A 25325-nucleotide genomic window follows, 5' to 3' on the forward strand; every position below is an offset into this window, starting at 1 on the left:
GCGGGCCGGTGGGGTACCACCGGCCCGCTGTCCATATGGCAAGATCCGAAAAATGTTCGTCCCGGGTCGCCCATGGCGTTGCTGATCCGGCGGGCCGCGGCCGCCAAGGGCCTGCTGGCCGCCGGGGCGGCGGTCATGTTCATCGCCGTCCTGCTCCTGGCCGGCCTGACCGCGTATGCGGGAGCAGCAGGCGAAGCGGGGGTACGCGCGGCCGTCGCCGCCTCCGGCCCGGGGGAACGCTCCGTGCTGATCCGCGGCACCGGCGGCGCCGACCGGGACCGGGCGGTACGCGACCAGTACGCCGGCGGCCTCGCCGGCTCCCCGGTCACTGTCCAGGGTGCCGTCTACGGTTCCGGCTGGGCCGTCGACCGGCCCGGCCCGGACGCGACGGCCGACGCGAACGGCGTGGTCTACGCCTCCGTCGTGGCCTTGGAAGACCTGCCCGCCCACGCCACCCTGGTCTCCGGTGACTGGCCGGCCGGACCGCGGACGACCGCCCTGGCCGAGCCGGTGGCCCGGCTGCTCGGCGTCACCACCGGCGACACCCTGCGCCTGGCCGACCGTCGCACGAAGCGGATCGTGCCGCTCGCGGTCTCCGGGATCTGGCGGCCGAGGGACGCCGCCGACCCGTTCTGGCTGCTCACCCCGGACGTGTTCGCCGGCCGGGCGCCCCAGTCCACCACGCACGGCCCGATCGTGGTGGACCGGGCCGCGTTCGACCGCGACTTCGCCACCGGCGCCTCGGCCGGCTGGCTGGCCCGGCCGGATCTCGCCGACGCGACGCTGGCGCGGGTGGGCCGTACCGCCGAGGCGGCCACCGCGACCGCGGAGACCCTGCCGGAACGGACCGGCCTGGGTTCGTCGGCCACCATCACCAGCGGCCTGCCCGGCCTGGCCGCCCGGCTGGAGCGCGCCGACCTGGTGAACCGCTCCGCGCTGGTCACCCCGGTGCTGCTGCTCGCCGTCCTCGGCCTGTACGCGCTGACCCTGGTGGCCCTGCTGCTCGGCGAGGCCCGCCGATCGGAGACCGCGCTGCTGCGGGCCCGGGGCGCTGCCCGCAGCCAGCTCGCCCGGCTCGCCGCGACCGAGGCGTTCGTCCTGATGCTCCCGGCCGGTCTGCTCGCCCCGCCGCTCGCGGTGTTCCTGGTGCGTACCGTCCCGGTCCCCGGCGGCCTGGACGTCGACGCCCGCCTGGACGGCCCGGTGTGGCTGATCGCCGCGCTCGCCGTGGCCGGCGGCGTCCTCGCGTTGACCCTGCCGGCGCTGAGCCGGGGCCGCACCTACGTGGCCGAGACCGCGACCCGGGCCCGGCTGCCGATCTTGCGCCGTGCCGGTGTGGACCTGGTCGTGGTCGCTCTGGCCGTGCTCGGCTGGGTGCAGCTGCGCCAGTACTCCTCACCGGTGGGTGCCGGCTTCGGCATCGACCCGCTGCTGGCGGCGGCGCCCACGCTCGGTGTGCTGACCGGCGCCGTGCTCGCCATCCGGCTGCTCCCGCCGATCGCCCGGTTCGCGGCGGCCCGGCTGGACCGCGGCGTGACCCGGGCCCGCCTGCTCGGCACCTGGCAGGCCGGCCGCCGCTCGCACGCCGGCCCGATGGTGATGGTGGCGCTCGCCGTCGCGGCCGCCACCGTCTCCTGGGGACTGAACGGCACCACCCAGGCCTCCCTGGACGACCAGGCGGAACAGCAGGTCGGCGCGGACTTCCGGCTGATCGAGACCGGCGGCACCGCCCCCGCCGGGCGGCTCGGCGAGCTCACCGCACTGCCCGGGACGGGACGCGTCGCGGCGGCCTGGCGGGAGAGCATGACGCTGAGCGCGGGCACCGACCCGGCCGAGTTCCTGGCCATCGACGCCGCGGCCGCCGCCGAGGTGGTGCTCGCCCGCGACGACGCCACCGGCGGTCCGCCCGGGCGGCTGTTCCAGCAGCTCGCCGCGGCGCGCGGCCGGGAGAATCCGGCCACCGAGCTGCGTCCCGGGCGTGTCGTCACGGACGGACCGGCCCGCACCACCGCGGTTTTCACCGACGGGCGCCGGATCGACCTCGGCGCCAGCGACCGGGGCAAGCCGCTGGACTTCACCGCCGCCGGACCCGGCCTGGCGGGTTTCATCGTGGACCCCGGGCCGGCCGGGATCACCTGGCGGGTGACCGGCCAGGACGGCGAGTGGCAGGCGGTCGGCCCGACCGGCACCGCGACGGCCGCACAGGGCGACGGCGCGCTGCGGTCGGTCGGCCGGTTCGCCGTGACCAGGATGCCCACCCGGTCCCCGGTGCCGGTCGCGATGACCCCGGCCGCCCTGACCGAACTCCGCGTCGAGGTGGGCAAGGCCTCGTTTCTGAAGCTGGGCAACGCCGGGGTGCCGATCCGGGTGGTCGCGGTCGTCGACCGGGTTCCGGGCACCGCCGGCGGAGCGGCGATCGTCGCCGACCGGACCACCCTCGACGCGCGCCTGTTCGAAGGCTGGGGCCTGGTCCCGGGCACCGGCGAGTGGTGGCTCAGCGGCACGCCGGCCGGCGTACACGACCTGACCGGCCTGCGCGTACTCGACCGCCGGGCGCTTGCCGACGCCGCCTCCCGGGACCCCTTCGGCGCGGGCGCCCGGGTCGCGCTCTTCCTCGCCGCGTTCGGCGCGGTCCTGCTGGCCGCGGCCGGCATCGCGGCCGACTCCCGGGCCACCGCCCGGCGCCGGGCCGGCGAACTGGCCGTCCTGCACACCCTCGGCGCCGGTCCCCGCCTGCTGGCCCGCTCGCTCGTGGTGGAGCAGGCCTTCCTCGCCGGGGTGGGCGCGCTCGCCGGCCTGGCGGTCGGTCTGCTGGTCGCGGGCGCGATGGCTCCGCTGCTGGTGCTCACCCCGACCGCGGTGCGGCCGGTGCCGGAGCCGGTGGTCGAGGTCGGCTGGCTGCCCACGGTGGCCAGCGTGGTGCTGCTGGTCGGCATCGCGCTCACGCTGAGCGCCGCCTCCGCGGCCTCGGCGGCACGCCGGCTTCCAGCGGCGCGGTTGCGGTTGGGCGCGGATCGATGAGAGACAACCTGATGGGTACGCTGCGCCGGGTACGCGCCTACGCCGGCCAGCTCGGCCTGCTCGCCGCCCTGGTGGTCCTCACCGCGTTCCTGGCGTCCGGCCTGCCCCGGATCGCCAACGACCGCACCGACGTGGGCCTGCGCGCCGAGATCGGGCGTCTCGAGCCGAGTCAGCGGGACCTGACGTTCGCGCTGCCCGGCCTGGACCCGCTGGTCCGGCCGCCGGGCGATCAGTCGGCGAAGCTGGACCGGGTCCGCCAGGAACTTCCGGCGCCGCTGCCCGGGCTGATCGAGGACGGCTGGTTCGTCGCCGAGGCGGGACCGGCCGGCGTGGCCGTCGGCGCCGCCGACCCCGGCAGCTGCCCGCCGCTGGCGGCGGTCCGCCGGCAGACCGGCTCCGAGCAGGCCACCCGGCTGGTCGAGGGCCGGGCTCCGCAGTCCCGCGAGGTGCCGGAGGCGATCGCCGGGCGCGACGAGGCCCGGGCGCTGGGCGTACGGGTCGGCGACACGCTCACCATGCACTCCCGGTGGGGTACCGCGCAGGTGAGCCTGGTCGGCGTCTACGAACCCGTCGACCCGGCCGCCGCGTTCTGGGCCGACTCGAAGCTGACCCGGGTTCCCTGCCCGAGCGTGGACGACGGCACCCGGTTCCGGGCCACCCTGCTGACCGACCGCGGCGGCGCGGAACTGGCCGCCCTGCGCACCGGCGAGCTGCGGGAACGCTGGCGTTACCGGCTCGACGCGCAGCGGCTGACCGCCGACCGGATCGGCGACCTGACCATCGCGGTGGCCGCCGCGCGCCGCTACCCGCCCGAGTTCAGCACGCTGCTGAGCAGTGTGGACGCCACGCTCGCCGACTTCGACGAGCGGCTGCGCGGGGTCCGGGCGCTGCTCGCCGTGGTGCAGGCCGGTCTGCTCGCCACGGCGGCCGGGCTGATCCTGCTCGCCGCCCGGCTCGGCGTGGACCGCCGTCGCAACGAGTACGCGCTGATCCGGGCCCGGGGCGGCTCGGTCCGGGCGATCGGTGCCCGTGCCCTCGGCGAGACGACGCTCGTCGTCCTGCCCGCCGCCGCGCTCGGCTGGCTGGCCGGTGCGCTGACCGGTGGACGGCCGGACGCCTGGGAGCCGCTGCTGGCCGGTGCGATCGTGCTGCTCGCGGTGGCCGCCCCGGCCGGGTACGCGGCCGCCGGCGCCCGCCACCCCGACTTCACCGGGCACCGGCGTGACCTGGCCGCCGACCGGCCGTCGCCACGCCGGCTGACCGCCGAACTGTTCGTGGTGGCCCTCGCGGCCGGTGGCATCTACCTGGTCCGGCGGCGCGGCATCGACGCGGGCGCCGGCGTCGACCCGTACCTCGTCACCGCCCCTGTCCTGCTGGCGCTCGCCGCCTCCCTGGTCGCACTGCGGGTGATGCCGTTCCCGCTGGCCCGGCTCGGCCGGCTCGCCGCCCGCGCCCGCGGTGCGGTGGTCTTCCTGGGGATCAGCGGCGCCAGCCGGGGTGCCCCGCTGCGCTCCGGGCCGCTCGCCGTGCTGGTGGTCGCGATCGCCACCGGCATCTTCAGCAGCACCGTGACGACCACCGTGGGACACGCCCGGGACCGCGCCGCCGAACTGGCCATCCCGGCCGACGCGCTGGTCACCGGCTTCCTCTTCGCCCCGGACACCGCGGCCGAGGTCGCCGAGCTGGACGGTGTGGACGCCGCCGTGCCGGTGCTGGCGTTACCGGCGACGAACATCCGCGGCGAGGACAGCCCGCTGATCGTGCAGGCGCAGGGCCTCGTGGCCGACGCCACCGCGATCCCCGGCATGCCGGAGGTGCTCACCTCGGCCCGCCCCGGCGGCGAGCAGGTGCCCGCGGTCGTGTCGCCGATGCTGGCCAAGCGGGTCGGCGCCGGCGGCACCGTCGAGGTGCAGGGCCGCCAGTACGCGTTCCGGGTCGCCGCCGTCCAGGACACCGTGCCCGGCCTCAGCACCGACGTACGCGACTTTGTGGCGCTGCCGCTGCAGGCCATGCCGATCCCGGACTTCCAGCCGATCGTGCCCAACCGGATCCTGCTCCGCGGCGACGCCTACGACCCGCGGGCGGTACGCGAGGTCGCCGACGCCGGCCAGAGCAGGCAGGCGAAGGACGCGACCGGGCAGGACGTCGAGGCGTACGAGCTGGCCATGCCGGCCACGCTCACCACCCGGGCCGCCCTGCGCGCGGAACTCGGCAAGCGCGGCGTCGACGGCGTGCTCGGCTTCACCTTCTCCGCCGGGGTGGCGGCGTCCGCCGGGCTCGCCCTGCTCGCGGTCGCACTCACCGTGCTGGCCGGCGCGCCGGCTCGCGGCCGGACCCTGTCCCGGCTGCGCACGCTGGGACTGTCCACCCGGCAGGGGCGGCGGCTGCTCGTGTTCGAACTCGTACCCCTGCTCGGGGTCGCCGTGCTCGTCGGCGGCCTGGTCGGAACCGCACTGCCGGTGCTGATCGGGTCCGCTCTGGGCCTGAGCGACTTCACCGCCGGCCTGCCGGCCGGGATCAGCGTCGACCCGCTGCTCGCCGCCGGGGTGCTGGTGGTCGCGGCGCTGGCCGTGGCCGCCGCGCTGGTGGTCGAGGACATCGCCAACCGCCGGCTGCGCCTCGGCACGGTGTTGCGGCTGGGAGAGGAGCAACTCTGATGGGCAGTGCTGATTCAACCCTCGCCGATCTGGAGAGGCGGGCCGCTGCTCGGGCGGCCGCGCGGGCCGGTGGACAGGACCGGCTCAGCGGTCACATCGTCTGCGACGGGCTGGTGCGCATCTTCCGTACCGAGGGTGTCGAGGTGGTCGCCCTGCAGGGCCTGGACCTGGTGGTGGACCGCGGTGAGCTGCTCGCCGTGGTGGGCGCCTCCGGCTCCGGCAAGTCCACCATGCTCAACATCCTGTCCGGACTGGACGAGCCGACCGCCGGCATGGCCCGGGTCGCCGGATACGAGCTGCTCGGCATGTCGGCGAGGAAACGCCTGGAGTACCGGCGGCGGATCGTCGGCTTCGTCTGGCAGCAGACGGCGCGCAACCTGCTGCCGTACCTCACCGCCCGGGAGAACGTCGAGCTACCGATGCGGCTGGCCGGCAGCCGCAAACGGGACCGGGCGATGGAACTGCTGGACATGGTCGGTGTCACCGGCCGGGCCGACGCCCGCCCGGACCAGATGAGCGGCGGCGAGCAGCAGCGCTGCGCGGTCGCGGTGGCCCTGGCCAACGACCCCGAGGTGCTGTTCGCCGACGAGCCCACCGGCGAACTCGACGAGGCCACCGCCGACGAGGTGTTCGGCGCGCTGCGCACGGTGAACGCCGAACTGGGCGTCACCGTCGTGGTGGTCACGCACGACATGAACGTGGCCGGCCATGTGCGGCGCGCCGTCGCCATCCGCGACGGGAAAACCGCCTCCGAGGTACGCCGGAGCGCGCGCATCGGTGCGGACGGGACCGAACAGCACGTCACCGAGGAGTACGCGGTGCTGGACCGGGCCGGCCGTCTGCAACTGCCGGCCGCGTTCGTCGAGGCGCTCTCGCTGCGCGACCGGGTACGCCTCAACCTCGAACCGGACCACGTCGAGGTCCGCCCCGGCAGTTCCGATCGCAGCGTGGAGGACCAGGCATGAACGTCGTCGAGGTGTCCGGCGTCGGCCGCGACTACGGCAGCGGTGACCGCGTCGTGCACGCCCTCACCGACGTCTCCTTCGAGGTCGCGAAGGGTGAGCTGGTCGCCGTCCGCGGCCGCTCCGGCGCCGGCAAGACCACCCTGCTGAACCTGATCGGCGGCCTGGACAAGCCGGACACCGGCACCATCACGGTGGCCGGCCGCAAGGTCACCGGGGCCGGCGAGGCGGAACTCCTGGAACTGCGCCGCGACGTGATCGGCTTCGTCTTCCAGTCGTTCGGCCTGATCCCGATCCTCTCCGCCGCCGAGAACGTCAGCGTCCCGATGCGCCTGGCCAGGCGCGACCCCGCCGAACGCGACCAGCGGGTCGCCGTGCTGCTGGAGCTGGTCGGCCTCGGCGGCCAGGCCGCGCAGCGCCCCGGCGAGCTCTCCGGCGGCCAGCAACAGCGGGTGGCGGTGGCCCGCGCCCTGGCCAACGACCCGGACCTGCTCATCGCCGACGAGCCGACCGGCCAGCTGGACTCGGACACCGGCCGCGCCATCATGGACCTGCTGCGCGCGGTGGTCGACGCCCGGGGGATGACCGCGCTGGTCGCGACCCACGACGCGGCCCTCATCGACCGCGCCGACCGGGTCCTCACCCTCCGCGACGGCCGTCTTGTCTAGCGGTGGATTCCTGTCCCGGCTGCTCGCACTAGTCCCGACTGTCGCGTTGCTCTGCGCCTGCGCACCGGAACCCCAGCCCTGGACGGACATCGGTGAGCGCTGCCCGGAACTGACCGTCCCGGCGTTCGCCGCTGTCAGCCACGGCACGCTCCTGCCGTGGTCCGGTGCGATCGGGGACGTCTACTTCGGCTACTGCCGGTACGGAAGCGAGAGCGATCCGGCCGGGTTCACCGCGATCTACACCATCGACCGGAATCCCCGGCACGAGCGCTATTGGGACGGCCTCGCCGAGTCGACGCGCGAGCAGGCCGAGGGCGACGTGCAGCCGTTCGTCACGTTGCCCGACGTGGGCGTGCCGGCTCTGGCGGTCGTCAACGAGGAGGTGATAGAGGCCACGGCCTGGTCACGGAACGCCTCCGTGGTCGCCGCCTTCGGCGATTCACTGACGGAGCCGGCTCCGACGCAGCCACAGCTGACCGCCCGGGCCGGTGACCTGGGGCCCCTGCTGCGGGATCTGGTGACAGGACTCCATAGCGCTCCCCTGACCGGTTCATAGCTCACACAGCTTCGCACCGGAGCGCATGTCGCCCAGGTAGGCCTTGAGCGCCGCGGTCCTGGCCTCCGCCTCGGCGATCAGGTGCTCGGCGACCTCGCCCCAGTCCTGCGGCTGTGGGTCGGGCGGCAGGTCGGCGAAGACCTCGGCGATCTCGCGGACGGTCAGCCCGACCCGCTGCGCCACCTTCGCCACGCGGATCCGGCAGGCCGCGCCGTCGTCGAAGCGCCGCTGGCCACCGGCGGTCCGTTCGGCCCGGACGATGCCGTGTTCCTCGTAGAAGCGGACCGCTGACGGTGCCACCCCGGCCGCGGCGGCGACCTCGCCGACGGTGAGTGTGTACGCCCCGATGTCATGGGTGACCGTCGCCATCTCGTGCTCCCCCCGGGTGCCGCCTTGACTTCAACATATGTTGAAGGCCGAGGCTGGCGCCATGACTGAGACGACCGTTACGGATCTGCCCACCCTGCCCGCCACCCTGCCCGCCACCGGCGGGGGAGAACCTCTGCGGATCGCCGTCGTGGCGGCCAGCGTCCGCGACCAGCGGATGGGACGCACGCTCGCCGAGTGGGCGGCGTTCCGGGCAGCCACCGACGCCGAGGTCGACCTGATCGACTGCGCCGACTGCGTGCTGCCCGGCGACGGCGAGCTGCGTCCCGGCGGCAGTTCGGGTTCACCCGTCGCCGCCCGGATCGACGCCGCCGACGCGTTCGTATTCGTCACGCCCGAGTACAACCACAGCTACCCAGCCAGCCTGAAGCGGCTCATCGACTGGCACTACCGGGAGTGGATGTTCAAGCCCGCCACCGTGCTCTCGTACGGCGTGCAGGGCGGCCTGCTCGCCACCGAGCACCTGCGGGGCGTCTTCGCCGAACTGCACATGGTCACCACCCGCCGGGTGGTCGGGCTACGCACGCCCTGGGACGATCTGGGACCGGCCGGCTACGCGCCGCCGGCCGCTGTCGAGCAGGCGTACGACGCCGCCCTGCACGAGCTCGGCTGGTGGGCCACCGTGCTGCGGTCCGCGCGCCGCGACCGTCCGTTCGCCCGCTGATGAGCGTCCGGCGCATCGGCCTGACCCTCGCGCTGGGCGGCCTGATGGTCGTGGTGGACACCACCGTTACCGTCGTGGCCCTGCCCGAGATCGTCGCCGGCCTGAACACCACGTTGCCCGCCGTGCAGTGGGTGACCACGGGTTACCTGCTCGGAATCGTCGCGGTGATCCCACTCGCCGGCTGGACATCAACCCGGTTCGGCGCCCGCCGCGTGTACCTGACCGCGCTCCTCGTCTTCACCCTGTTCTCCGTGCTGGCCGGCCTGGCCTGGAGCGCGGCCTCGCTAGCGCTCTTCCGGGTACTCCAGGGCCTGGGCGGCGGCCTGCTCAACCCGGTCGGCCAGGCCATCGGCCTGCGCGCCGCCCCACGCGACCAGCGCGGCCGCCTGATGAGCCTGCTGGTGCTGCCGCTGCTGATCGGCCCCGCCGCCGGCCCGCTGCTCGGCGGCTGGCTCGTCGACACCGCATCCTGGCGCTGGATCTTCCTGATCAACGTGCCGCTCGGCCTGGCAGCCCTGCTGATCTGCGCTCGCGTCCTCCCCGCGGACCCGCTCCCATCAGCGCAGGCCGCGCCGAAAGCGCCCGGCCGGGCGGCGCCCGAACCCTCCGCCCGGGCGGCGCTTGAACGCTCCAGCCAAGCGCTACCCGGAGGCTCGGGCCGGGCGTTGCCCGAACCCTCCAACCGGGCGGCGCACGAACGCTCCAGCCAAGCGTTGCCCGAAGGCTCGGGCCAGCTGGTGTCTGACGACTCCAGTGGGGTGGTATCTGATCGCTCGGGCCGGGCGGTATCTGATCGCTCGGGCCGGGCGGTGTCTGGGCGCTCGGATCGGGTGGCGCCGGGTGCGGTACCGGTGGACTGGGCTGGGCTCGCCCAGCTGTCCGGTGGCGCTGTGCTGGTCGTGCTCGGCGGCACCTTGCTCGACCGGCCCGGCGGCGTCTCCTGGCCGGCGGCCGGGCTGCCTGCGGGGCTGCTCGTGTTCGGGGCGTTGCTGCTCGCGGCTTTCGTCCGCCGCGCACGGCGTGTGCCGGATCCGCTCGTCGACCTGCGGCTGCTCGCATACCGGCCGTTGCGGGCCGGCCTGGCCGTGCTGGTCTGCTTCGGGGCGGCCTATTTCGGGTCGATGTCAGTGCTGCCGCTCTACGTGCAGGGCGTCCGGGGCGACAGCGCGGGCCTGGTGGGACTGCTCATGCTGCCCTCGGCCGTCGCGGTGGGTGTGGTCGCGCAGGTCGCCACCCGGCTCGTCGACAAGGTCCCGCCGCGCCGGATCGTGCTCACCGGCACGACTCTGGCTCTGCTCGGCGCCGCGGGCCTGGCGGCGACGACCGTCACCGAGGCCGGCTATCCCTGGATCATCGCGGCATCGGTGCTGCTCAGCGCCGGATCGGGCGCCACCATCATGCCCACCATGACGGTCGCGCTGCGCGATCTGGCGAACCCCGAGACACCGCGCGGCACCACCCTCCTAGCCCTGTCCCAGCAGCTGGCCTCCGCCCTCGGCGGCGCGGCCGTCGCCGTCATCCTGAGCGGTCTGATCACCGCACGGGTAGCCGGGGGAGTGGCCGAGATGCTCGCCCTGAACCCGGCGGCCCGCGAGGCCCAGCAATCCGGCCTCGCCGCCGCCGTCGGCGGCACGTACCTGTTCGCAGTCCTGCTGCTGGCCCTGAGCGTCACGATCGCCGCCCGATCCCTCCACCCGGACCGCACCCCGACGCCGACCCCCGCCACCTACGGGTGACACTGCTACCCACGGGTGACGCTGCCGCGGGCGGTTGACGCCGCCCGCGGCTGACGCCGCCCGCTTGCCGCCTGCCGGGCCGCTTGAGAGCGGCAGCTCGCCTGCCGCCTGCCGGGCCGCCCGCGGCTGACGCCCGCCCCGCCTGCCGCCCCCACGGGCAGCCTTCCGCCCTCCCGCCTGCCATCTACGCGCTGCCGTCCGTGGGCCGCCTGCCGCCTGCGCGCTGCCGTCTGCCGCCTGCGTGCCGCCGCCTGCGCGCCACGCGCCAGGGCCCGGCGGGCGCGTTTCGGCCTTGAGTGGTGGATGGTCGCGCGGCTCGGCGGGACGGGGCGGTTCGGCGGGGACGGCCGTTCTCGCGTACCAGGAAAGGGGTTGATCTTTGTTAGGCGGGCGCAGGGAAAGGGGCCGCATCCTGCTGGATGCGGCCCCTGACTGCGTTGGTGAGCTAGATCGCTACCCCTTGACGCTGCCGGCGAGGAGGCCTCGGACGAAGTAGCGCTGGAGCAGCAGGAATACCGTGACCGGCACGATGATCGAGACGAAGGCGCCGGCGGAGAGCAGGTGCCAGGCCGTGCCTCGGGTGCCGCTGAGGTTGGACAGCTGGACGGTGATCGGGGAGATCTCCGGCGAGCCGGCGAAGGTCAGCGAGACCAGCAGGTCGTTCCAGACCCAGAGGAACTGGAAGATGCCGAACGCGGCGAGTGCCGGGGTGAGCAGCGGTAGCAGCACCCGGAAGAAGATCGCTACGTGGCCGGCGCCGTCCATGCGGGCCGCCTCGATCAGGCTGGACGGTACTTCCTTGATGAAGTTGTGCAGGATGTAGATCGCCAGCGGCAGGGCGAACGCCGAGTGCGACAGCCACAGCGTCCAGAACGTGTTCGCGATGCCCAGGTCGACGTAGAGCGTCAGCAGGGGGATCAGGGTCACCTGGATCGGCACGATCTGCAGCGCGAAGATCGCGATGAACAGGACGTTCTTGCCGGGGAACTTCATCCAGGCGAACGCGTACGCCGCGAGCGACGCCAGGCAGAGCGGGATGATCACGGCGGGCAGGGTGATGACCACCGAGTTCAGGAAGAAGTCTGCCAGGTTGATCGCGTCCGGGTCGAACACCGACTGGTAGTTCTCCAGGGTGAAGGTCGGGTCGGAGAACCACGTCCACCAGCCGGTCGTCTTGATCGCCCGCTCCGGCCGGAACGAGGAGATCAGCAGACCGAACGTCGGCAGCGTCCAGAGCACCGCGATGACGATCGCGGCCAGCGAGGCCCACGGCGAGGTGAGCTTCTTCTTCGCCTTCGAGGCGGTGGACTCCTTCTTGTCCACGGCGATCGGTGGCGTGGTGGTGAGGGGAGTAGCGGTGGTCATCACGCCTCCGAACGGCGAAGCTGCCGGATGTTGTACACGACGATCGGGATGACGAGAACGAACAGCACCACTGCGAGCGCCGCGCCGAGACCCTGGTTGGCGCTGCGGAAGCTCTGGCTGTAGAACTCGTTGGCGATCACGCTCGTGTCGAACCGGCCGCCGGTCATCGTCTGCACGATGTCGAAGACCTTGAGCGTGCCGATCGCGATGGTGGTCAGCACGACGATCACCGCCGGGCGGATCGCGGGCAGCGTGACGAAACGGAACATGCCCCACGGGCCGACGCCGTCGAGGCGGGCGGCCTCGATGATGTCGTCCGGGATCGCCTTGATGGCCGCCGAGAGCACGGTCATCGCGAAGCCCGCCTGGATCCAGATCATCACGAGGATCAGCAGGAACGTGTTCAGCGGTGAGTCGATCAGCAGCTGGACCGGCTCGCCGCCGAACCAGACGATGACCTGGTTGACCAGACCGATCTGCTTCACGTTGCCCTGGTCGGGGCGGTACTCGTACATGAACTTCCAGATCACCGACGCCGCGACGAACGAGATCGACATGGGCAGGAAGATCAGCGCCTTGGCGAACGCCTCACCCTTCGCCTTGTCGACCAGGATGGCGTAGAGCATGCCCACGGCGGTCGCCACGAACGGTGTCAGCAGCACCCACAACGCCGTGTTCCGGAGCACGACCAGCTGCTCCGAGTCGGTGAAGATGGTCTTGTAGTTGTCGATCCCGATGAAGGCGTCACCTGCGGCGTTGAAGAACGACTCGTAGATGGTGCGGACACCGGGGTAGAGGAGCCCGACGCTGAGCATCAGCACGACGGGGGCGAGATAGAGGTACGCGACCGTGCGGTCGCGCTTGCCGGCGAAACGACCGGCGATGAACAGGATCAAGCCGACCACGGCGGCGAACAGCAGGATCGCCGCGAACATCTGGACGATCTTATCGGTGGTGGTGGAGGCGGTGGTGAACACGCGGCCCGTTCCTCCCAGGGTGGAATCCCAGCAAGAAGACTAGTGAAAAGCAAAGACGGCCGAACTGCTAGAGGCCGGTCGGGCATCCCCGACCGGCCCCGCGGTGGTACTCAGTGCATTACTGCGGCCAAGCCTTCTCGATGTTGTCCAGGGTCGTCTTCGTGTCCTGGCCGGTGATCCAGTTGGTGGTCTGCTTCCAGAACGCGTTCGAGCCGACCGCGGCGGGCATCATGTCCGAGCCGTCGAAGCGCACCGTGGCGTTCGGGTCGAGCAGGATCGTCGCGGAGAGCTTGTCGATCGGGTTCTTCATGTTGTTCGGGTCCAGGCCCTTGTTGGCGCTCACCCAGCCCGACGACAGCTTGGCCTTGGTGTTGGCCCACACGTCGCTGGACAGGTAGGTCTGGAACGCCTTGACCTCGGGACGGTCCGCGAACGCCAGGACGAACTCACCGGCGACGAGCACCGGCTTGGTGGTGGCGTCCTTGCCCGGAAGGTAGAAGGCGTAGACGTCGCCGTCCTCGGCGATCTTGGTGTCCTTGTCGAAGTTCGCCGCGTAGAAGCTCGCCTGGCGGTGCAGCGAGCAGGAGCCCTCGAGGATCTTCAGGCCGGCGTCCTGGAACGTGGTGCTGGCGATGCTCTTGACGTCGCCGAGACCGCCGTTCACGTACTGGTCGTTCTTCAGGTAGCCGCCGACCGCGTCGAGAGCCGCGGTGGCCTCGGGGCCGTTGAACGGAACCTCGTGCTTGACCCACTTGTCGTAGGTCTCCGGACCGGCGGTCCGGAGCATGAAGTCCTCCATCCAGTCGGTGAGAGGCCAGCCGGTCGCCTCACCGCTGGAGATGCCGGCGCACCACGGCTTCTTCTTGTCCGCCACCATCTTGTCGGTCAGAGTCTTGAGCTCGTCCAGTGTGGTGGGGACCGTGTAGCCGCTGTCCTTGAACTCCTGCGGGGAGTACCACACCAGCGACTTCACGTTCGATCCGAGCGGCGCGGCGTAGAACTTGCCGTCGACCGTTCCGTACGCCTTCCAGTCCTTGCCGAAGAACCGGTCGACGTTCGCCTCGGTCTCCTGCGGAGCCGCGACGGCCTTGCCCGTGGCGACGAGCTGCTGCAGCAGGCCGGGCTGGGGCACGTAGGCCACGTCCGGCGGGTTGCCGGCCTTGGCGCGAACCAGGACCTGAGTCTCGAAGGCCTTGTCGCCCTCGTATTTCACCGTGACGCCGGTGCACTGCTCGAAGGGCTTGTAAGAGTCCTTGTGCGGAGTGTCCTCCGGGGTGACGATGCTCGTGTAGATCGTTACCGTCTTGCCAGTCAGCTCACCGAACGCCTTGTACGGCGCGCAGTCGATGGCCGACGCCTCTGTGTCGGTGGACCCGCCTCCCGAGTCGTCGTCTCCGCCGCAAGCGGTCAGGCTGAATGCCAGCCCGACGCTGAGGGCACCGGCGAGCGCGACCCGGGATCGCGAACTCCCACGTTGACCGAACATACCGCTCCCTATGTCATGTAGCGCCTCCGGCGTCTTGACGACGCCGCCGTCCGAAGCGCTTCTTGACCAACAGTCAAGAGGTAACCAGCAAGTTGCGCAATGATTTCGCCGTGATCGAGTCGGTAACGATATCGCTGCGACACCTGAGAACCTTAACCGGTTAAGAAGATTGGCGAAAGCACTTAGCGCCTTGCCCTCTTATACACCTATTTTCCCGCGTGAACCGGGCGTACCGTGAACAGTGAGTCGGTTTTGTTAACCTTCGGGGGAAGCTGCTTCTGCCGGGAACTCGCGCATCAGGGGTTCACCCGCGAAAAGGTATCGCCGTGGGGCCCGGAGGCCACCACGGCGATAGAGGTACGTGCGGTCAGCGGGCCGGTCAGCGGGCGACGGCCAGGTACCGGTAGCCCATCCGGCGCATCCGCTCGGCGTCGAGCACGTGCCGCCCGTCGAGCACCACCGGCGTACGCATCAGCCCGACGAACTTGGACCAGTCCAGCTCGAGGTACTGCGCCCACTCGGTGACCAGCACGACGGCGTCGCAGTCGGCGAACAGGTCGTCGATCGTCTCGCTCAGGTACGGCGCGAGCTCCGGCTGCTCGACCCGGAACCGCTCGGTCGCCACCGGGTCGTGCAGCTTCACCCGGGCGCCCCGGGCGAGCAGCGAGTTGGCGATGTCCAGCGCCGGCGCGTCGCGCAGGTCGTCGGTGTTCGGCTTGAACGCCAGCCCGAGCAGGCCGATCTTGCGGCCCTTGAGGATGCGCAGCTCGTCCTGGAGCCGCTCCACCGCGATGGCGCGCTGCCGCTGGTTGACGTCGCGGGCCGCCTTCACGATCGGCATCTCGAGGTTGTACTCGGCCGCGGTGGCGATCAGCGCCTTGGTGTCCTTGCCGAAGCAGGAGCCGCCCCAGCCCACGCCGGACTGCAGGAACCGCGAGCCGATCCGCTGGTCCAGGCCCATGCCGCGGGCCACCTCGGTGATGTCCGCGCCGACCTTGGCGGCGAGCTGGCCGATCTCGTTGGCGTAACTGATCTTCAGGGCCAGGAAGGCGTTTGCCGCGTACTTGATCAGCTCGGCCGACGCGAGGTCGGTGGAGACCAGCGGCACCGCGCTGACGTCCTCCGGCCGGGGCAGGAAGGTCGGCGGCGTGAAGGTCTGGTTGATGATCGGCCGGTAGAGGCGGTTGAGCACCTCGAGGCTGCGCGGGTTGTCCGAGCCGATGACGATCCGGTCCGGGTAAAGGGTGTCCGCGATGGCGTTGCCCTCGCGCAGGAACTCCGGGTTGGAGGCGACCGCGAACTCGCCGGGCGTCTCGGACCGCTGGGTGAACGAGTCCCGCAGGATGGCGTCCACCCAGTTCCCGCTGCCGATCGGCACGGTGGACTTGTTGACCACCACGGTGAAGTCGTGGTTCAGCGCCTGGGCCACACTCTCCGCCGCGCTGCGCAGGTAACGCAGGTCCGGGCTGCCGTCCTCGGCGGACGGCGTCTGCACCGCCACGAAGACGACGTCGGCGCCGGGCACCCCGTCGTCGTAGGACGTGGTGAACGTCAGGTTCGGCGCGGCCTCGGCGAGCAGCTCCTCCATGCCGGGCTCGTAGATCGGACAGCGTCCGGCCCGCAGCATGTCGACCTTCGCCTGGTCGAGGTCGACACAGGTCACCTCGTGTCCCAGGAAGGCGAGGCTGACGCCGGTGGTCAGACCGACGTAGCCGGTGCCGACAACGCAAACCTTCATGCAATCTCCTCCACCGCTACGCGAGCCGGGGTTACGCCACGTACCGCCGGCCGCGGCCCGCCGGCCTCTCGACGGGCCGGCTGGACGACGTTCCGGTGGCGTCGGCCTGCGTGTTCCGCCGAATGATACACAGCGGAAAAGCCCTCATTTTGTCACTGGATGCCCCTCTTCGTCCCGGCCTGCGGGGGCTCCGTGGCGGGGGTCTACCCGGTCTTCGGTCCATTGAATCCGGGGCCGACAACAGCAGGCGGCCATTCGTCACGCTCCGTAGTCGCGCGATGTGCCTGATGTCAACGCGGAGTTTCCGGCTCTTGACATCACGATGACGGCGACCGACGCTCTCTGGGAGCGCTCCCACATGAACGTTCGTCGATGGAAGGTCACGCGATGCGATGGTCCCCCGGCGGTGCGCTGGTCGCCGCCCTGGTAACAGCCGCGACGGCGGTCGCCGTCGTCTCCGGGCCACCCGCTGCCACCGCGGCCTCCAGCGAGCCGTACACCTGGAAGAACGTCCGCATCGACGGAGGTGGTTTCGTACCGGGCATCGTCTTCAACCCGGGGGAGAAGGACCTCGTCTACGCCCGGACCGACATCGGCGGGGCGTACCGCTGGAACCAGTCCGCCCAGTCCTGGACCCCGCTGCTCGACTGGGTGGGGCAGAGCGACTGGGGCCACAACGGGGTGCTCAGCATCGCGCCGGACCCGGTCGCCACCAACCGGGTCTACGCCGCGGTCGGCATGTACACCAACAGCTGGGACCCGAACAGCGGGGCCATCCTGCGCTCCACCGACAAGGGAAACACCTGGCAGCGGACCGCGCTGCCGTTCAAGGTCGGCGGCAACATGCCCGGCCGGGGCATGGGGGAGCGGCTCGCCGTCGACCCGCGGAACAACCGGAACGTCTATTTCGCCGCGGAGGGCGGAAACGGGCTCTGGCGCAGCACCGACTTTGGCGTCACCTGGGCCAAGGTCACCAACTTTCCGAACGCCGGCAACTACGTGCAGGACCCGTCGGACACCAACGGCTACCTGAGCCAGAACCAGGGCCTCACCTGGGTCACCTTCGATCCGGCGTCGTCTGCGATCTACGTGGGCGTGGCGGACAAGGAGAACCCGGTCTACCGCTCGCTCGACTCCGGCGCCACCTGGGAGCGCATCCCCGGCCAGCCCACCGGATACCTCGCGCACAAGGGCGTGGTGCAGGGCAAGTACCTGTTCATCGCGACCAGTGACACCGGCGGGCCGTACGACGGGACGGCCGGGCAGGTGGCGCGGCTGGACACCACGACCGGCACCTGGACCGACATCTCGCCGACCCCGGTCGCCGACCGCTACTACGGCTACTCCGGTCTCACCGTCGACGCGCAGAAGCCCGGCACGCTGATGGTCGCCACGCAGATCTCCTGGTTCCCGGACGCGGTCTTCTTCCGCAGCACCGACTACGGCGCCACCTGGACCCGGATCTGGGACTGGAACGGCTACCCGAACCGGACCAAGCGCTACACCATGGACATCTCCGCCAACCCGTGGCTCGACTTCAACGGCAACCCGGCACCGCCGGAGGAGGCCCCGAAGCTCGGCTGGATGAACGAGTCCCTCGCCATCGACCCGTTCAACTCCGACCGGCTGCTCTACGGCACCGGCGCCACCGTCTACGGGACCACCCAGCTCACCAACTGGGACCGGAACACCACCTTCACCATCAAGCCGTTCGCCAAGGGCATCGAGGAGACCGCGGTCCAGGACCTGGCCAGCCCGCCCACCGGCGCGCCGCTGGTCAGCGCCCTCTACGACGTCGGCGGCTTTCATCACGCCGACCTGGACGCGGTACCGGCGAGCTTCCACGACAGCCCGAACCTGGGCAGCAACACCGGCCTGGACTTCGCCGAGCTCAACCCGCAGTTCTTCGTCCGGGTCGGCAACAACTCCGCGGCGCCGCACATCGGCGTCTCCAACGACGGCGGCAAGAACTGGTACCAGGGCCAGGAGCCGTCCGGCGTGACCGGCGGCGGCACCGTCGCGGTCGGCGCCGACGCGAACGCGGTGGTCTGGTCGCCGGCCGGCACCGGCGTGCACTACTCGACCACCCGGGGCAGCTCATGGACCGCGTCGACCGGCGTCCCGGCCGGCGCCAAGGTCGAGTCGGACCGGGTCAACCCCAAGACCTTCTATGCGTACGCCGCGGGCAAGTTCTACACCAGCACCGACGGCGGGGCCTCCTTCACCGCGTCGGCCGCCGCCATGCCGGCCACCGGACGGGTCAACCTCCGTGCGGTGCCCGGGGCAGCGGGCGAGGTCTGGCTGGCCGGTGAGACCGGCCTGCTGCGCTCCACCGACTCCGGCAAGACCTTCACCGCCGCCGGCGGCGTCAGCGAGGGCATCAACGTGGCCTTCGGCAAGGCCGCGCCGGGCGCGACCCGCCCGGCGGTCTTCCTGGTGGGCACGGTCGACGACCTCGCCGGTGTCTTCCGCTCCGACGACACCGGCGCGAGCTGGGTGCGGATCAACGACGACCAGCATCGGTACGGCAACGCGGGCGACGCCCTGGCCGGGGACCCACGTGTCTGGGGCCGGGTGTACCTGGGCACCAACGGCCGCGGAATCCTGTACGCCGATCGCGCCGGCGGCCCGGTGTCCCCGTCGCCGTCGGTCAGCTCTTCGTCGGCCTCGCCCTCCCCGTCGGTCTCCATCTCGCCCTCGGTCTCTGTCTCGCCCTCGGTCTCTGTCTCGCCCTCGGTTTCCGTCTCGCCCTCGGTTTCCGTCTCGCCCTCGGTTTCCGTCTCGCCCTCGGTTTCCGTCTCGCCCTCGGTTTCCGTCTCGCCCTCGGTTTCCGTCTCGCCCTCGGTTTCCGTCTCGCCCAGCCCGTCCACCGGCGCCTGCACCGCCACCTACAAGGTCACCGGGCAGTGGGGCGGCGGGTTCCAGGGCGAGGTGACCGTCAAGAACACCGGTACGGCCGCCACCGCCGGCTGGAAGGTCACCTGGGCCTTCACCGGCGGCCAGACCGTCACCCAGAGCTGGGGCGGCACCGCCACCCAGTCCGGTACCGCCGTGACCGTCGTCAACGCCGGCTACAACGGCGCCCTCTCGTCCGGGGCTTCCACCACCTTCGGATTCCTCGGCAGCACCACCGGCACCACCAATCCCGTTCCGTCCCCGATCAGCTGCTCCACCTCCTGAGTACCACCTCCTCAGCACCACCCCGTCCCCGCAGGCCGGGCGGGGGGGGCGGGGGGCCCCCCCCCGGGGGGGGAGGGAAAACCCCGGCGGAGCCACCCACACAAGGGGCAACGCCAGCCCCCCCCACCCCACCCCCCCCCCCCCCCCGGCCGCCCGGGGGCCCCCCCCCCCCCCCGGCCTGGCGGAAAGGAACACCCCGTGATTCGCTCCAGACCATTCGGTCAACGCCTGCGCCGCAGGCTGGCCGCCACCGGCGTCGCCGTCCTCGGCGCCGGCGCGGTCCTCGCAGCCGGCGCCCCGGCGTACGCCGCCGCCGGCTGCACAGTCGTGTACAAGGTGCAGAGCCAGTGGCCCGGTGGGTTCACCGGCGACATCCAGATCAAGAACACCGGAGACCCGCTCACCACCTGGCGGCTGGAGTTCGACTTCCCGGACGCCGGGCAGAAGGCGGGCCAGGGCTGGAGCGGTGTCTACAGCCAGACCGGCCAGCACGTCACCGTGAACAACGCCGCCTGGAACGGCAATCTGGGCACGAACGCCACCGTCGGCACCGGCTTCAACGGTACGTTCGGCTCGACCAACCCGGTTCCGACCGCGTTCACGCTGAACGGGACGGCCTGCAACCAGACCGCGAACGTGCCGACCGTGCAGATCACCAGCCCGGCGGCGAACACCCGGTACACCGCGCCGGCGTCGATCCCGATCACCGCGAACGCCACGGCGGCCAGCGGGCAGACCATCAGCCGGGTCGAGTTCTACCACGACGGCCTGCTGCTGGGCAGCGACACCACCGCACCGTACGCCTACACCTGGGACGGCGTGCCGGCCCAGACCGCGGCGTACCGCGTGCAGGCGGTGGCCTTCGACAGCGCCGGTCTCAAGAGCAGCACCGCCGACGTGCCGGTCTTCGTCGACGCGGCGACCACCCCGTCGATCGTCGCCAACGCCACCTCGCTGGCCCTCGCGGCCGGCAAGAGCGGCCAGTGGCAGCTGAAGCTGAGCAAGGCTCCGGCCGCCAACGTCAGCGTCGCGGTGGCCCGCACCGCCGGCACCACGGCGGTCACCGCCACACCGGCCACGCTCACCTTCACCCCGTCGAACTGGAACACCGCTCAGAACGTGGCGGTCGCGGCGGCCACCTCGGCCACCGTGGGCTCCACCGCCACCATCGCGGCCACCGCGAGCGGGCACACGGCGGCCCAGCTCGGTGTCACGATCATCGACGAGGGCTCGGTGGACGCCCGGTTCACCCAGCTCTACAACGACCTGAAGAACCCGGCCAACGGGTACTTCAGCCCGGAGGGCGTGCCCTACCACTCGATCGAGACGCTGATCGACGAGGCGCCCGACCACGGCCACGAGACCACCAGTGAGGCGTTCAGCTACTGGCTCTGGCTGGAGGCCGAGCACGGCCAGGTCACCGGCGAGTGGGCGCCGTTCAACAACGCCTGGGCGACGATGGAGAAGTACATCATCCCGTCGCACGCCGACCAGCCCACCAACGCCAACTACAACGCGCAGAAGCCGGCCACGTACGCGGCCGAGTACCCGCTGCCGTCGCAGTACCCGTCGCAGCTGGACCAGGGCGTGTCGGTCGGCACCGACCCGCTCGCGGCCGAACTGAAGGCGGCGTACGGCACCGACGACATCTACGGCATGCACTGGCTGCTCGACGTCGACAACACGTACGGCTTCGGGCACTGCGGTGACGGGACCACCCGGGTCGCGTACATCAACACGTTCCAGCGCGGCCCGCAGGAGTCCACCTTCGAGACCGTTCCGCAGCCGTCCTGCGACACGTTCGCGCACGGCGGCCCGAACGGCTACCTCGACCTGTTCACCAAGGACGCCTCGTACGCCAAGCAGTGGAAGTACACCAACGCGCCGGACGCCGACGCCCGGGCCGTGCAGGTCGCCTACTGGGCCAACGTGTGGGCCACCGAGCAGGGCAAGCAGTCGCAGATCTCGGCGGCCGTGGCCAACGCCGCCAAGATGGGCGACTACCTGCGGTACTCGTTCTACGACAAGTACTTCAAGCAGCCCGGCTGCGCGTCCACCTCATGCCCGGCGGGCACCGGCAAGAACTCGTCGAACAACCTGATGTCGTGGTACTACGCCTGGGGTGGCGCGTACGACACCAGCGCCGGCTGGGCGTGGCGGATCGGGTCCAGCACCAGCCACTTCGGCTACCAGAACCCGATGGCCGCCCACATCCTGTCCAACGTCGCCGCCTTCAACCCTAAGTCGCCGACCGCCAAGGCCGACTGGCAGGCCAGCCTCGACCGGCAGCTCGAGTTCTACCAGTGGCTGCAGTCGTCCGAGGGTGCCATCGCCGGCGGCGCGACCAACAGCTGGAACGGCAACTACTCGGCGCGGCCGGCCGGCACGCCGACCTTCTACGGGCTCGCGTACGTCGAGGCACCGGTCTACGAGGACCCGCCGTCCAACCGCTGGTTCGGGATGCAGACCTGGTCCCTGGAGCGGCTGGCCGAGTACTACTACGTGACCGGCAACGCCAAGGCCAAGGCGGTGCTCGACAAGTGGGTGCCGTGGGCGCTGGCCAACACCACGATCGAGGAGGACAGCTTCCTCATCCCGTCCGACATGGAGTGGACGGGCGCCCCGAACACCTGGAACGCGTCGAACCCGCAGCCGAACACCAACCTGCACGTCGAGGTCACCAGCCGTGGCCAGGACCTGGGTGTGGCCGGCTCGTACGCCAAGCTGCTCACCTTCTACGCCGCGAAGTCCGGTAACGCGCAGGCCAAGGCGGCGGCCAAGGGGCTGCTCGACGCGATCTGGGCGTACAAGGACGACAAGGGCGTGTCGGTGACCGAGACGCGGGCCGACTACAACCGGATGGACGACGTCTACAACGCCTCCACCGGCCAGGGCATCTACATCCCGCAGGGCTGGCGTGGCGAGATGCCGAACGGTGACGTCATCCAGCCGGGCGTCTCGTTCCTGGACATCCGTTCCTTCTACCGCAGCGACCCGGACTTCCCGAAGGTCGACGCGTACCTCAAGGGCGGACCCGCGCCCACCTTCAACTACCACCGGTTCTGGGCCCAGGTCGACGTCGCCACCGGCTACGCCGACTACGCCCGGCTCTTCCCCCAAGGGTGATCAGATGAGACTCCTTCGTATGGCCGCGGTGGTCCTGTTCACCGCCGCGGCCGGACTCCTGGCACTTCCGTCGACGCCCGCTTCCGCGCACGGCGCCATTCAGGTGCCGGGCAGCCGGACCTGGTTCTGCTATCAGGACGGGCGCAACCCGCAGACCGGTGCGATCGAGCCGAAGAACCCGGCCTGTGCCGCCGCGGTGGCGCAGAGCGGCGTGACCTCGCTCTACAACTGGTTCGCCGTGCTCCGCTCGGACGGGGCGGGGCGGGTCAACGGGTTCCTCCCGGACGGCCAGCTGTGCAGTGGCGGGACGGGTGGGCCGTACAACTTCACCGGGTTCAACCTGGCCCGCAACGACTGGCCGACCACGCACCTGACGGCCGGTGCGAACATCCAGGTCAAGTACAACAACTGGGCAAAACACCCGGGTACGTTCTCGCTGTACATCACCAAGGACGGCTACAACCCGACCAAGCCGCTGGCCTGGACGGATCTCGAGCCGACCCCGTTCGACCAGGTGACCAACCCGCCGGCGAACGGCGGGCCGGGCACCGACGACGGGCACTACTACTGGACCGGCAGGCTGCCGGCCGGTAAGACCGGCAAGCACCTGATCTACTCGGTCTGGTCGCGCTCGGACAGCACGGAGACCTTCTACGGCTGCTCGGACGTGGTCTTCGACGGCGGGAACGGTGAGGTCACCGGGATCGGTAACGGCGGCACCCAGTCGCCGAGCCCTCGCCCGTCCAGCCCGCAGCCGTCCAGCCCGCAGCCCTCGAACCCGGGGCCGTCCAGTCCCGCGCCGAGCTCGCCGGGCCCGAACCCCGGTACCGGTGGCTGCAGCGCGATGTACTCGGTGAAGTCCGCCTGGAGCGGCGGGTTCCAGGGCGAGGTGATGGTTCACGCCGGCGCCACCCCGGTGAACGGCTGGAACATCTCCTGGACCTTCCCGGGCAATCAGACCCTGGCCCAGGTGTGGAGCGGGAAGTCGACAAGCAGCGGCTCGCTCGTCAGCGTGACGAACGAGACGTGGAACGCGTCGGTTCCGGCGAACGGTTACGTGACGTTCGGGTTCCTGGCGTCCGGGGCGACCGCGCCGAGCGTTAACAACCTGACCTGCACGACTGGCTGACTCATCGGCTGAAGTACCGCGTCAAACCCGCTGGCCCTCGGTGGTGTGGCTGTTGCCGCACCGCCGGGGGCCTGTTCGTCTCCGGATGGCTTGACGGGCCATCCAACGAGAACATACTTTATCGACATAAAGCGGAAGAACTTTCTCATCAGGCCCGGCGGCTGGCCCGGCCTTGGCCAGGCTGAGCGTGTCCCGGCCGGACCGGCGTGGGGCCCGCAGGACTGGGCCTTGCTCGGCCGGGCCACCACGCGGCGGGCCCTGCTGCTCGGCGGCACCGGCACCGCTCTGCTGGCCGCCACACCCGGCGCCGCCGGCCAGCGTGCCCCGGTGCACCGGACGCCGACCCGGGTCGCGACCTGGGCCACCGCCCCCACCGCGGTGAAGCCCGGCAAAGTGATCATCGTGGCGGGCAAGACGATACGACAGGTCGTCCACCTCAGCCTCGGCGGCGACCGGCCGGCCGTCAGCCTGACCAATGTCTTCGGCGCCGAACCCGTACGCATCGGCGCTGCCCGCATCGCGCTGCGCCGGGGAAGCGGCGGGAGCACCGCGATCGTGCCGGGCACCGACCGGCCGCTCACCTTCAACGGCCGCACCGGGGCCGTCCTCCCGGCCGGCGGCGCCCTCACCAGCGACCCGGCCGACCTCATCGTGCCGCCCGGCGCCGATCTGGCGATCAGCCTCTACCTGCCGGAGCGCACCCCGATCGGTACGGTGAGCCCGCGCTCCTTCCAGTCGACCGTGTTCGCCGACGGGGACGTCACGGCCGCGACCGAGCCGGACGTGAAGTGGCGGGTGGGCCGCTACCTGCTGCTGGCCGGCGTCAGCGTGCGCACCACCAGGTCCGCTGCCACCATCGCGGCGATCGGCGACTCGATCACCGTCGGGGTGAACACCCAGGAGAACGCCAACCACCGCTGGACCGACCTGCTCGCCACCCGCCTGCTGGCCGGCGATGGCTCTACCGGATTTCGCACTGTCACTGGATATCGGCCTGCCAAACGGGGGGTGATCAATCTCGGAATCAGCGGCAACCGGCTGCTCAGCGGTTTCGAGGAGCCCACCGGGCGGGCCACCGAGGCGGCGCACAGCGGGCCGTCCGCGCGCCGCCGCCTCGACCGGGACGTCCTGGCCCACCCCGGCGTGCGCTACCTGATCACGCTGATCGGCGTGAACGACCTCGGCCGGGTACCGGGCACCACCGCCGACGACCTGATCGCCGGGCACCGGGAGCTCGTCGCCCGCGCGCGCTCAGCCGGGCTGCGAATCTTCGGCGGCACGATGCTGCCCTTCGGCGGGGCCGGGCGCAGCTACGACAAGCCGGACAACCGGGCGGAACGGGACCGGCTGAACGCGTGGATGCGGTCCGCCGGCGAGTACGACGCGGTGATCGACTTCGACGCCGCGATCCGTGACCCGGCCGATCCGCAACGGATGCTGCCGGCCTACGACTGCGGCGACCACCTGCACCCCAACGACGCCGGGATGGCGGCGCTCGCGGAGGCGGTGCCACTGGAGCTCTTCGCGGATTGAGCGGGTGGTCTCCGGGCGCCGGGAACGACCTGAGGCCGCTCCCGGCATCGCCCTTCAAGGACGCCCGTCAAGGACGTCCGAGCGCCCACGACCCCCCGTGGTACCCGTGGACGCCGAACCATGGTGCCGACAACGGTTTG

16 protein-coding genes are annotated in these 25325 nt (G+C 71.4%); 11 read left to right on the forward strand and 5 right to left on the reverse strand.

What is annotated here, in order from left to right; all coding sequences use genetic code 11:
* The first annotated feature begins 72 nt into the window (after positions 1-72).
* Genes I4J89_RS06775 through I4J89_RS06795 form a run of 5 tightly spaced genes read left to right on the forward strand, consistent with a single transcriptional unit; the run spans position 73 to position 7864 of the window.
* Positions 73-3021, forward strand: a complete 2949-nt coding sequence (locus I4J89_RS06775; RefSeq protein WP_196412975.1) for an FtsX-like permease family protein — start codon at positions 73-75, stop codon at positions 3019-3021.
* Complete coding sequence (locus tag I4J89_RS06780) at positions 3018-5678, forward strand: FtsX-like permease family protein (RefSeq protein ID WP_230858479.1); 2661 nt, start codon at positions 3018-3020, stop codon at positions 5676-5678. The genes I4J89_RS06775 and I4J89_RS06780 overlap by 4 nt, the downstream gene beginning before the upstream one ends.
* Positions 5678-6643 (forward strand): ABC transporter ATP-binding protein, encoded by a 966-nt coding sequence (locus tag I4J89_RS06785; protein ID WP_196412976.1) that lies wholly within the window; start codon positions 5678-5680, stop codon positions 6641-6643. Before I4J89_RS06780 ends, I4J89_RS06785 begins: the two co-directional genes overlap by 1 nt.
* Positions 6640-7308: an ABC transporter ATP-binding protein gene (locus tag I4J89_RS06790; RefSeq protein ID WP_196412977.1), complete on the forward strand. Its 669-nt coding sequence runs from the start codon at positions 6640-6642 to the stop codon at positions 7306-7308. The genes I4J89_RS06785 and I4J89_RS06790 overlap by 4 nt, the downstream gene beginning before the upstream one ends.
* Positions 7301-7864, forward strand: coding sequence for a hypothetical protein (locus tag I4J89_RS06795; protein WP_196412978.1), 564 nt, complete (start codon positions 7301-7303; stop codon positions 7862-7864). Before I4J89_RS06790 ends, I4J89_RS06795 begins: the two co-directional genes overlap by 8 nt.
* Here I4J89_RS06795 and I4J89_RS06800 read toward each other — a convergent pair.
* Entirely contained in the window at positions 7859-8233 is a 375-nt protein-coding gene (locus tag I4J89_RS06800; RefSeq protein ID WP_196412979.1) for a MerR family DNA-binding transcriptional regulator, read from the reverse strand. The two genes, I4J89_RS06795 and I4J89_RS06800, sit on opposite strands and share 6 nt — an antisense overlap.
* A gap of 61 nt (positions 8234-8294) precedes the next feature.
* On the opposite strand from I4J89_RS06800, the gene I4J89_RS06805 reads away from it, so the two are divergent.
* Both I4J89_RS06805 and I4J89_RS06810 read left to right on the forward strand, forming a co-directional pair.
* Positions 8295-8915, forward strand: a complete 621-nt coding sequence (locus I4J89_RS06805; RefSeq protein WP_196412980.1) for an NADPH-dependent FMN reductase — start codon at positions 8295-8297, stop codon at positions 8913-8915.
* The gene (locus I4J89_RS06810; RefSeq protein WP_196412981.1) at positions 8915-10651 is read left to right on the forward strand and encodes an MFS transporter; all 1737 of its coding nucleotides are present in this window, start codon (positions 8915-8917) and stop codon (positions 10649-10651) included. Before I4J89_RS06805 ends, I4J89_RS06810 begins: the two co-directional genes overlap by 1 nt.
* 453 nt (positions 10652-11104) lie before the next feature.
* On the opposite strand, the gene I4J89_RS06815 is transcribed toward I4J89_RS06810, so the two are convergent.
* The 4 genes from I4J89_RS06815 to I4J89_RS06830 form a co-directional block, all read right to left on the reverse strand.
* Positions 11105-12016, reverse strand: a complete 912-nt coding sequence (locus I4J89_RS06815; protein ID WP_196412982.1) for a carbohydrate ABC transporter permease — start codon at positions 12014-12016, stop codon at positions 11105-11107.
* Positions 12016-12951 carry a carbohydrate ABC transporter permease gene (locus tag I4J89_RS06820; protein WP_230858548.1) on the reverse strand — a complete coding sequence of 312 codons (936 nt, stop codon included), beginning with the start codon at positions 12949-12951 and terminating at the stop codon, positions 12016-12018. Before I4J89_RS06820 ends, I4J89_RS06815 begins: the two co-directional genes overlap by 1 nt.
* A 160-nt stretch (positions 12952-13111) precedes the next feature.
* Positions 13112-14479, reverse strand: a complete 1368-nt coding sequence (locus tag I4J89_RS06825) for an ABC transporter substrate-binding protein (protein WP_196412984.1) — start codon at positions 14477-14479, stop codon at positions 13112-13114.
* Positions 14480-14858: 379 nt separating this feature from the next.
* Positions 14859-16217: a UDP-glucose dehydrogenase family protein gene (locus tag I4J89_RS06830; RefSeq protein ID WP_196412985.1), complete on the reverse strand. Its 1359-nt coding sequence runs from the start codon at positions 16215-16217 to the stop codon at positions 14859-14861.
* Positions 16218-16604: 387 nt separating this feature from the next.
* Here I4J89_RS06830 and I4J89_RS06835 point away from each other — a divergent pair, with 387 nt between their 5' ends.
* From I4J89_RS06835 to I4J89_RS06850, 4 genes are all read left to right on the forward strand, one after another.
* On the forward strand, positions 16605-19397 hold the full coding sequence (locus I4J89_RS06835) for a cellulose binding domain-containing protein (RefSeq protein WP_196412986.1): 2793 nt from the start codon (positions 16605-16607) through the stop codon (positions 19395-19397).
* A gap of 198 nt (positions 19398-19595) precedes the next feature.
* On the forward strand, positions 19596-22523 hold the full coding sequence (locus I4J89_RS06840; RefSeq protein ID WP_373688103.1) for a glycoside hydrolase family 48 protein: 2928 nt from the start codon (positions 19596-19598) through the stop codon (positions 22521-22523).
* Between the two features lie 4 nt (positions 22524-22527).
* On the forward strand, positions 22528-23652 hold the full coding sequence (locus tag I4J89_RS06845; RefSeq protein WP_196412987.1) for a lytic polysaccharide monooxygenase: 1125 nt from the start codon (positions 22528-22530) through the stop codon (positions 23650-23652).
* Positions 23653-23880: 228 nt separating this feature from the next.
* On the forward strand, positions 23881-25185 hold the full coding sequence (locus tag I4J89_RS06850; protein WP_196412988.1) for an SGNH/GDSL hydrolase family protein: 1305 nt from the start codon (positions 23881-23883) through the stop codon (positions 25183-25185).
* Positions 25186-25325 lie beyond the last annotated feature (140 nt).

Origin of the sequence: Actinoplanes aureus (assembly GCF_015704865.1) — a bacterium.
Lineage (GTDB): Bacteria > Actinomycetota > Actinomycetes > Mycobacteriales > Micromonosporaceae > Actinoplanes > Actinoplanes aureus.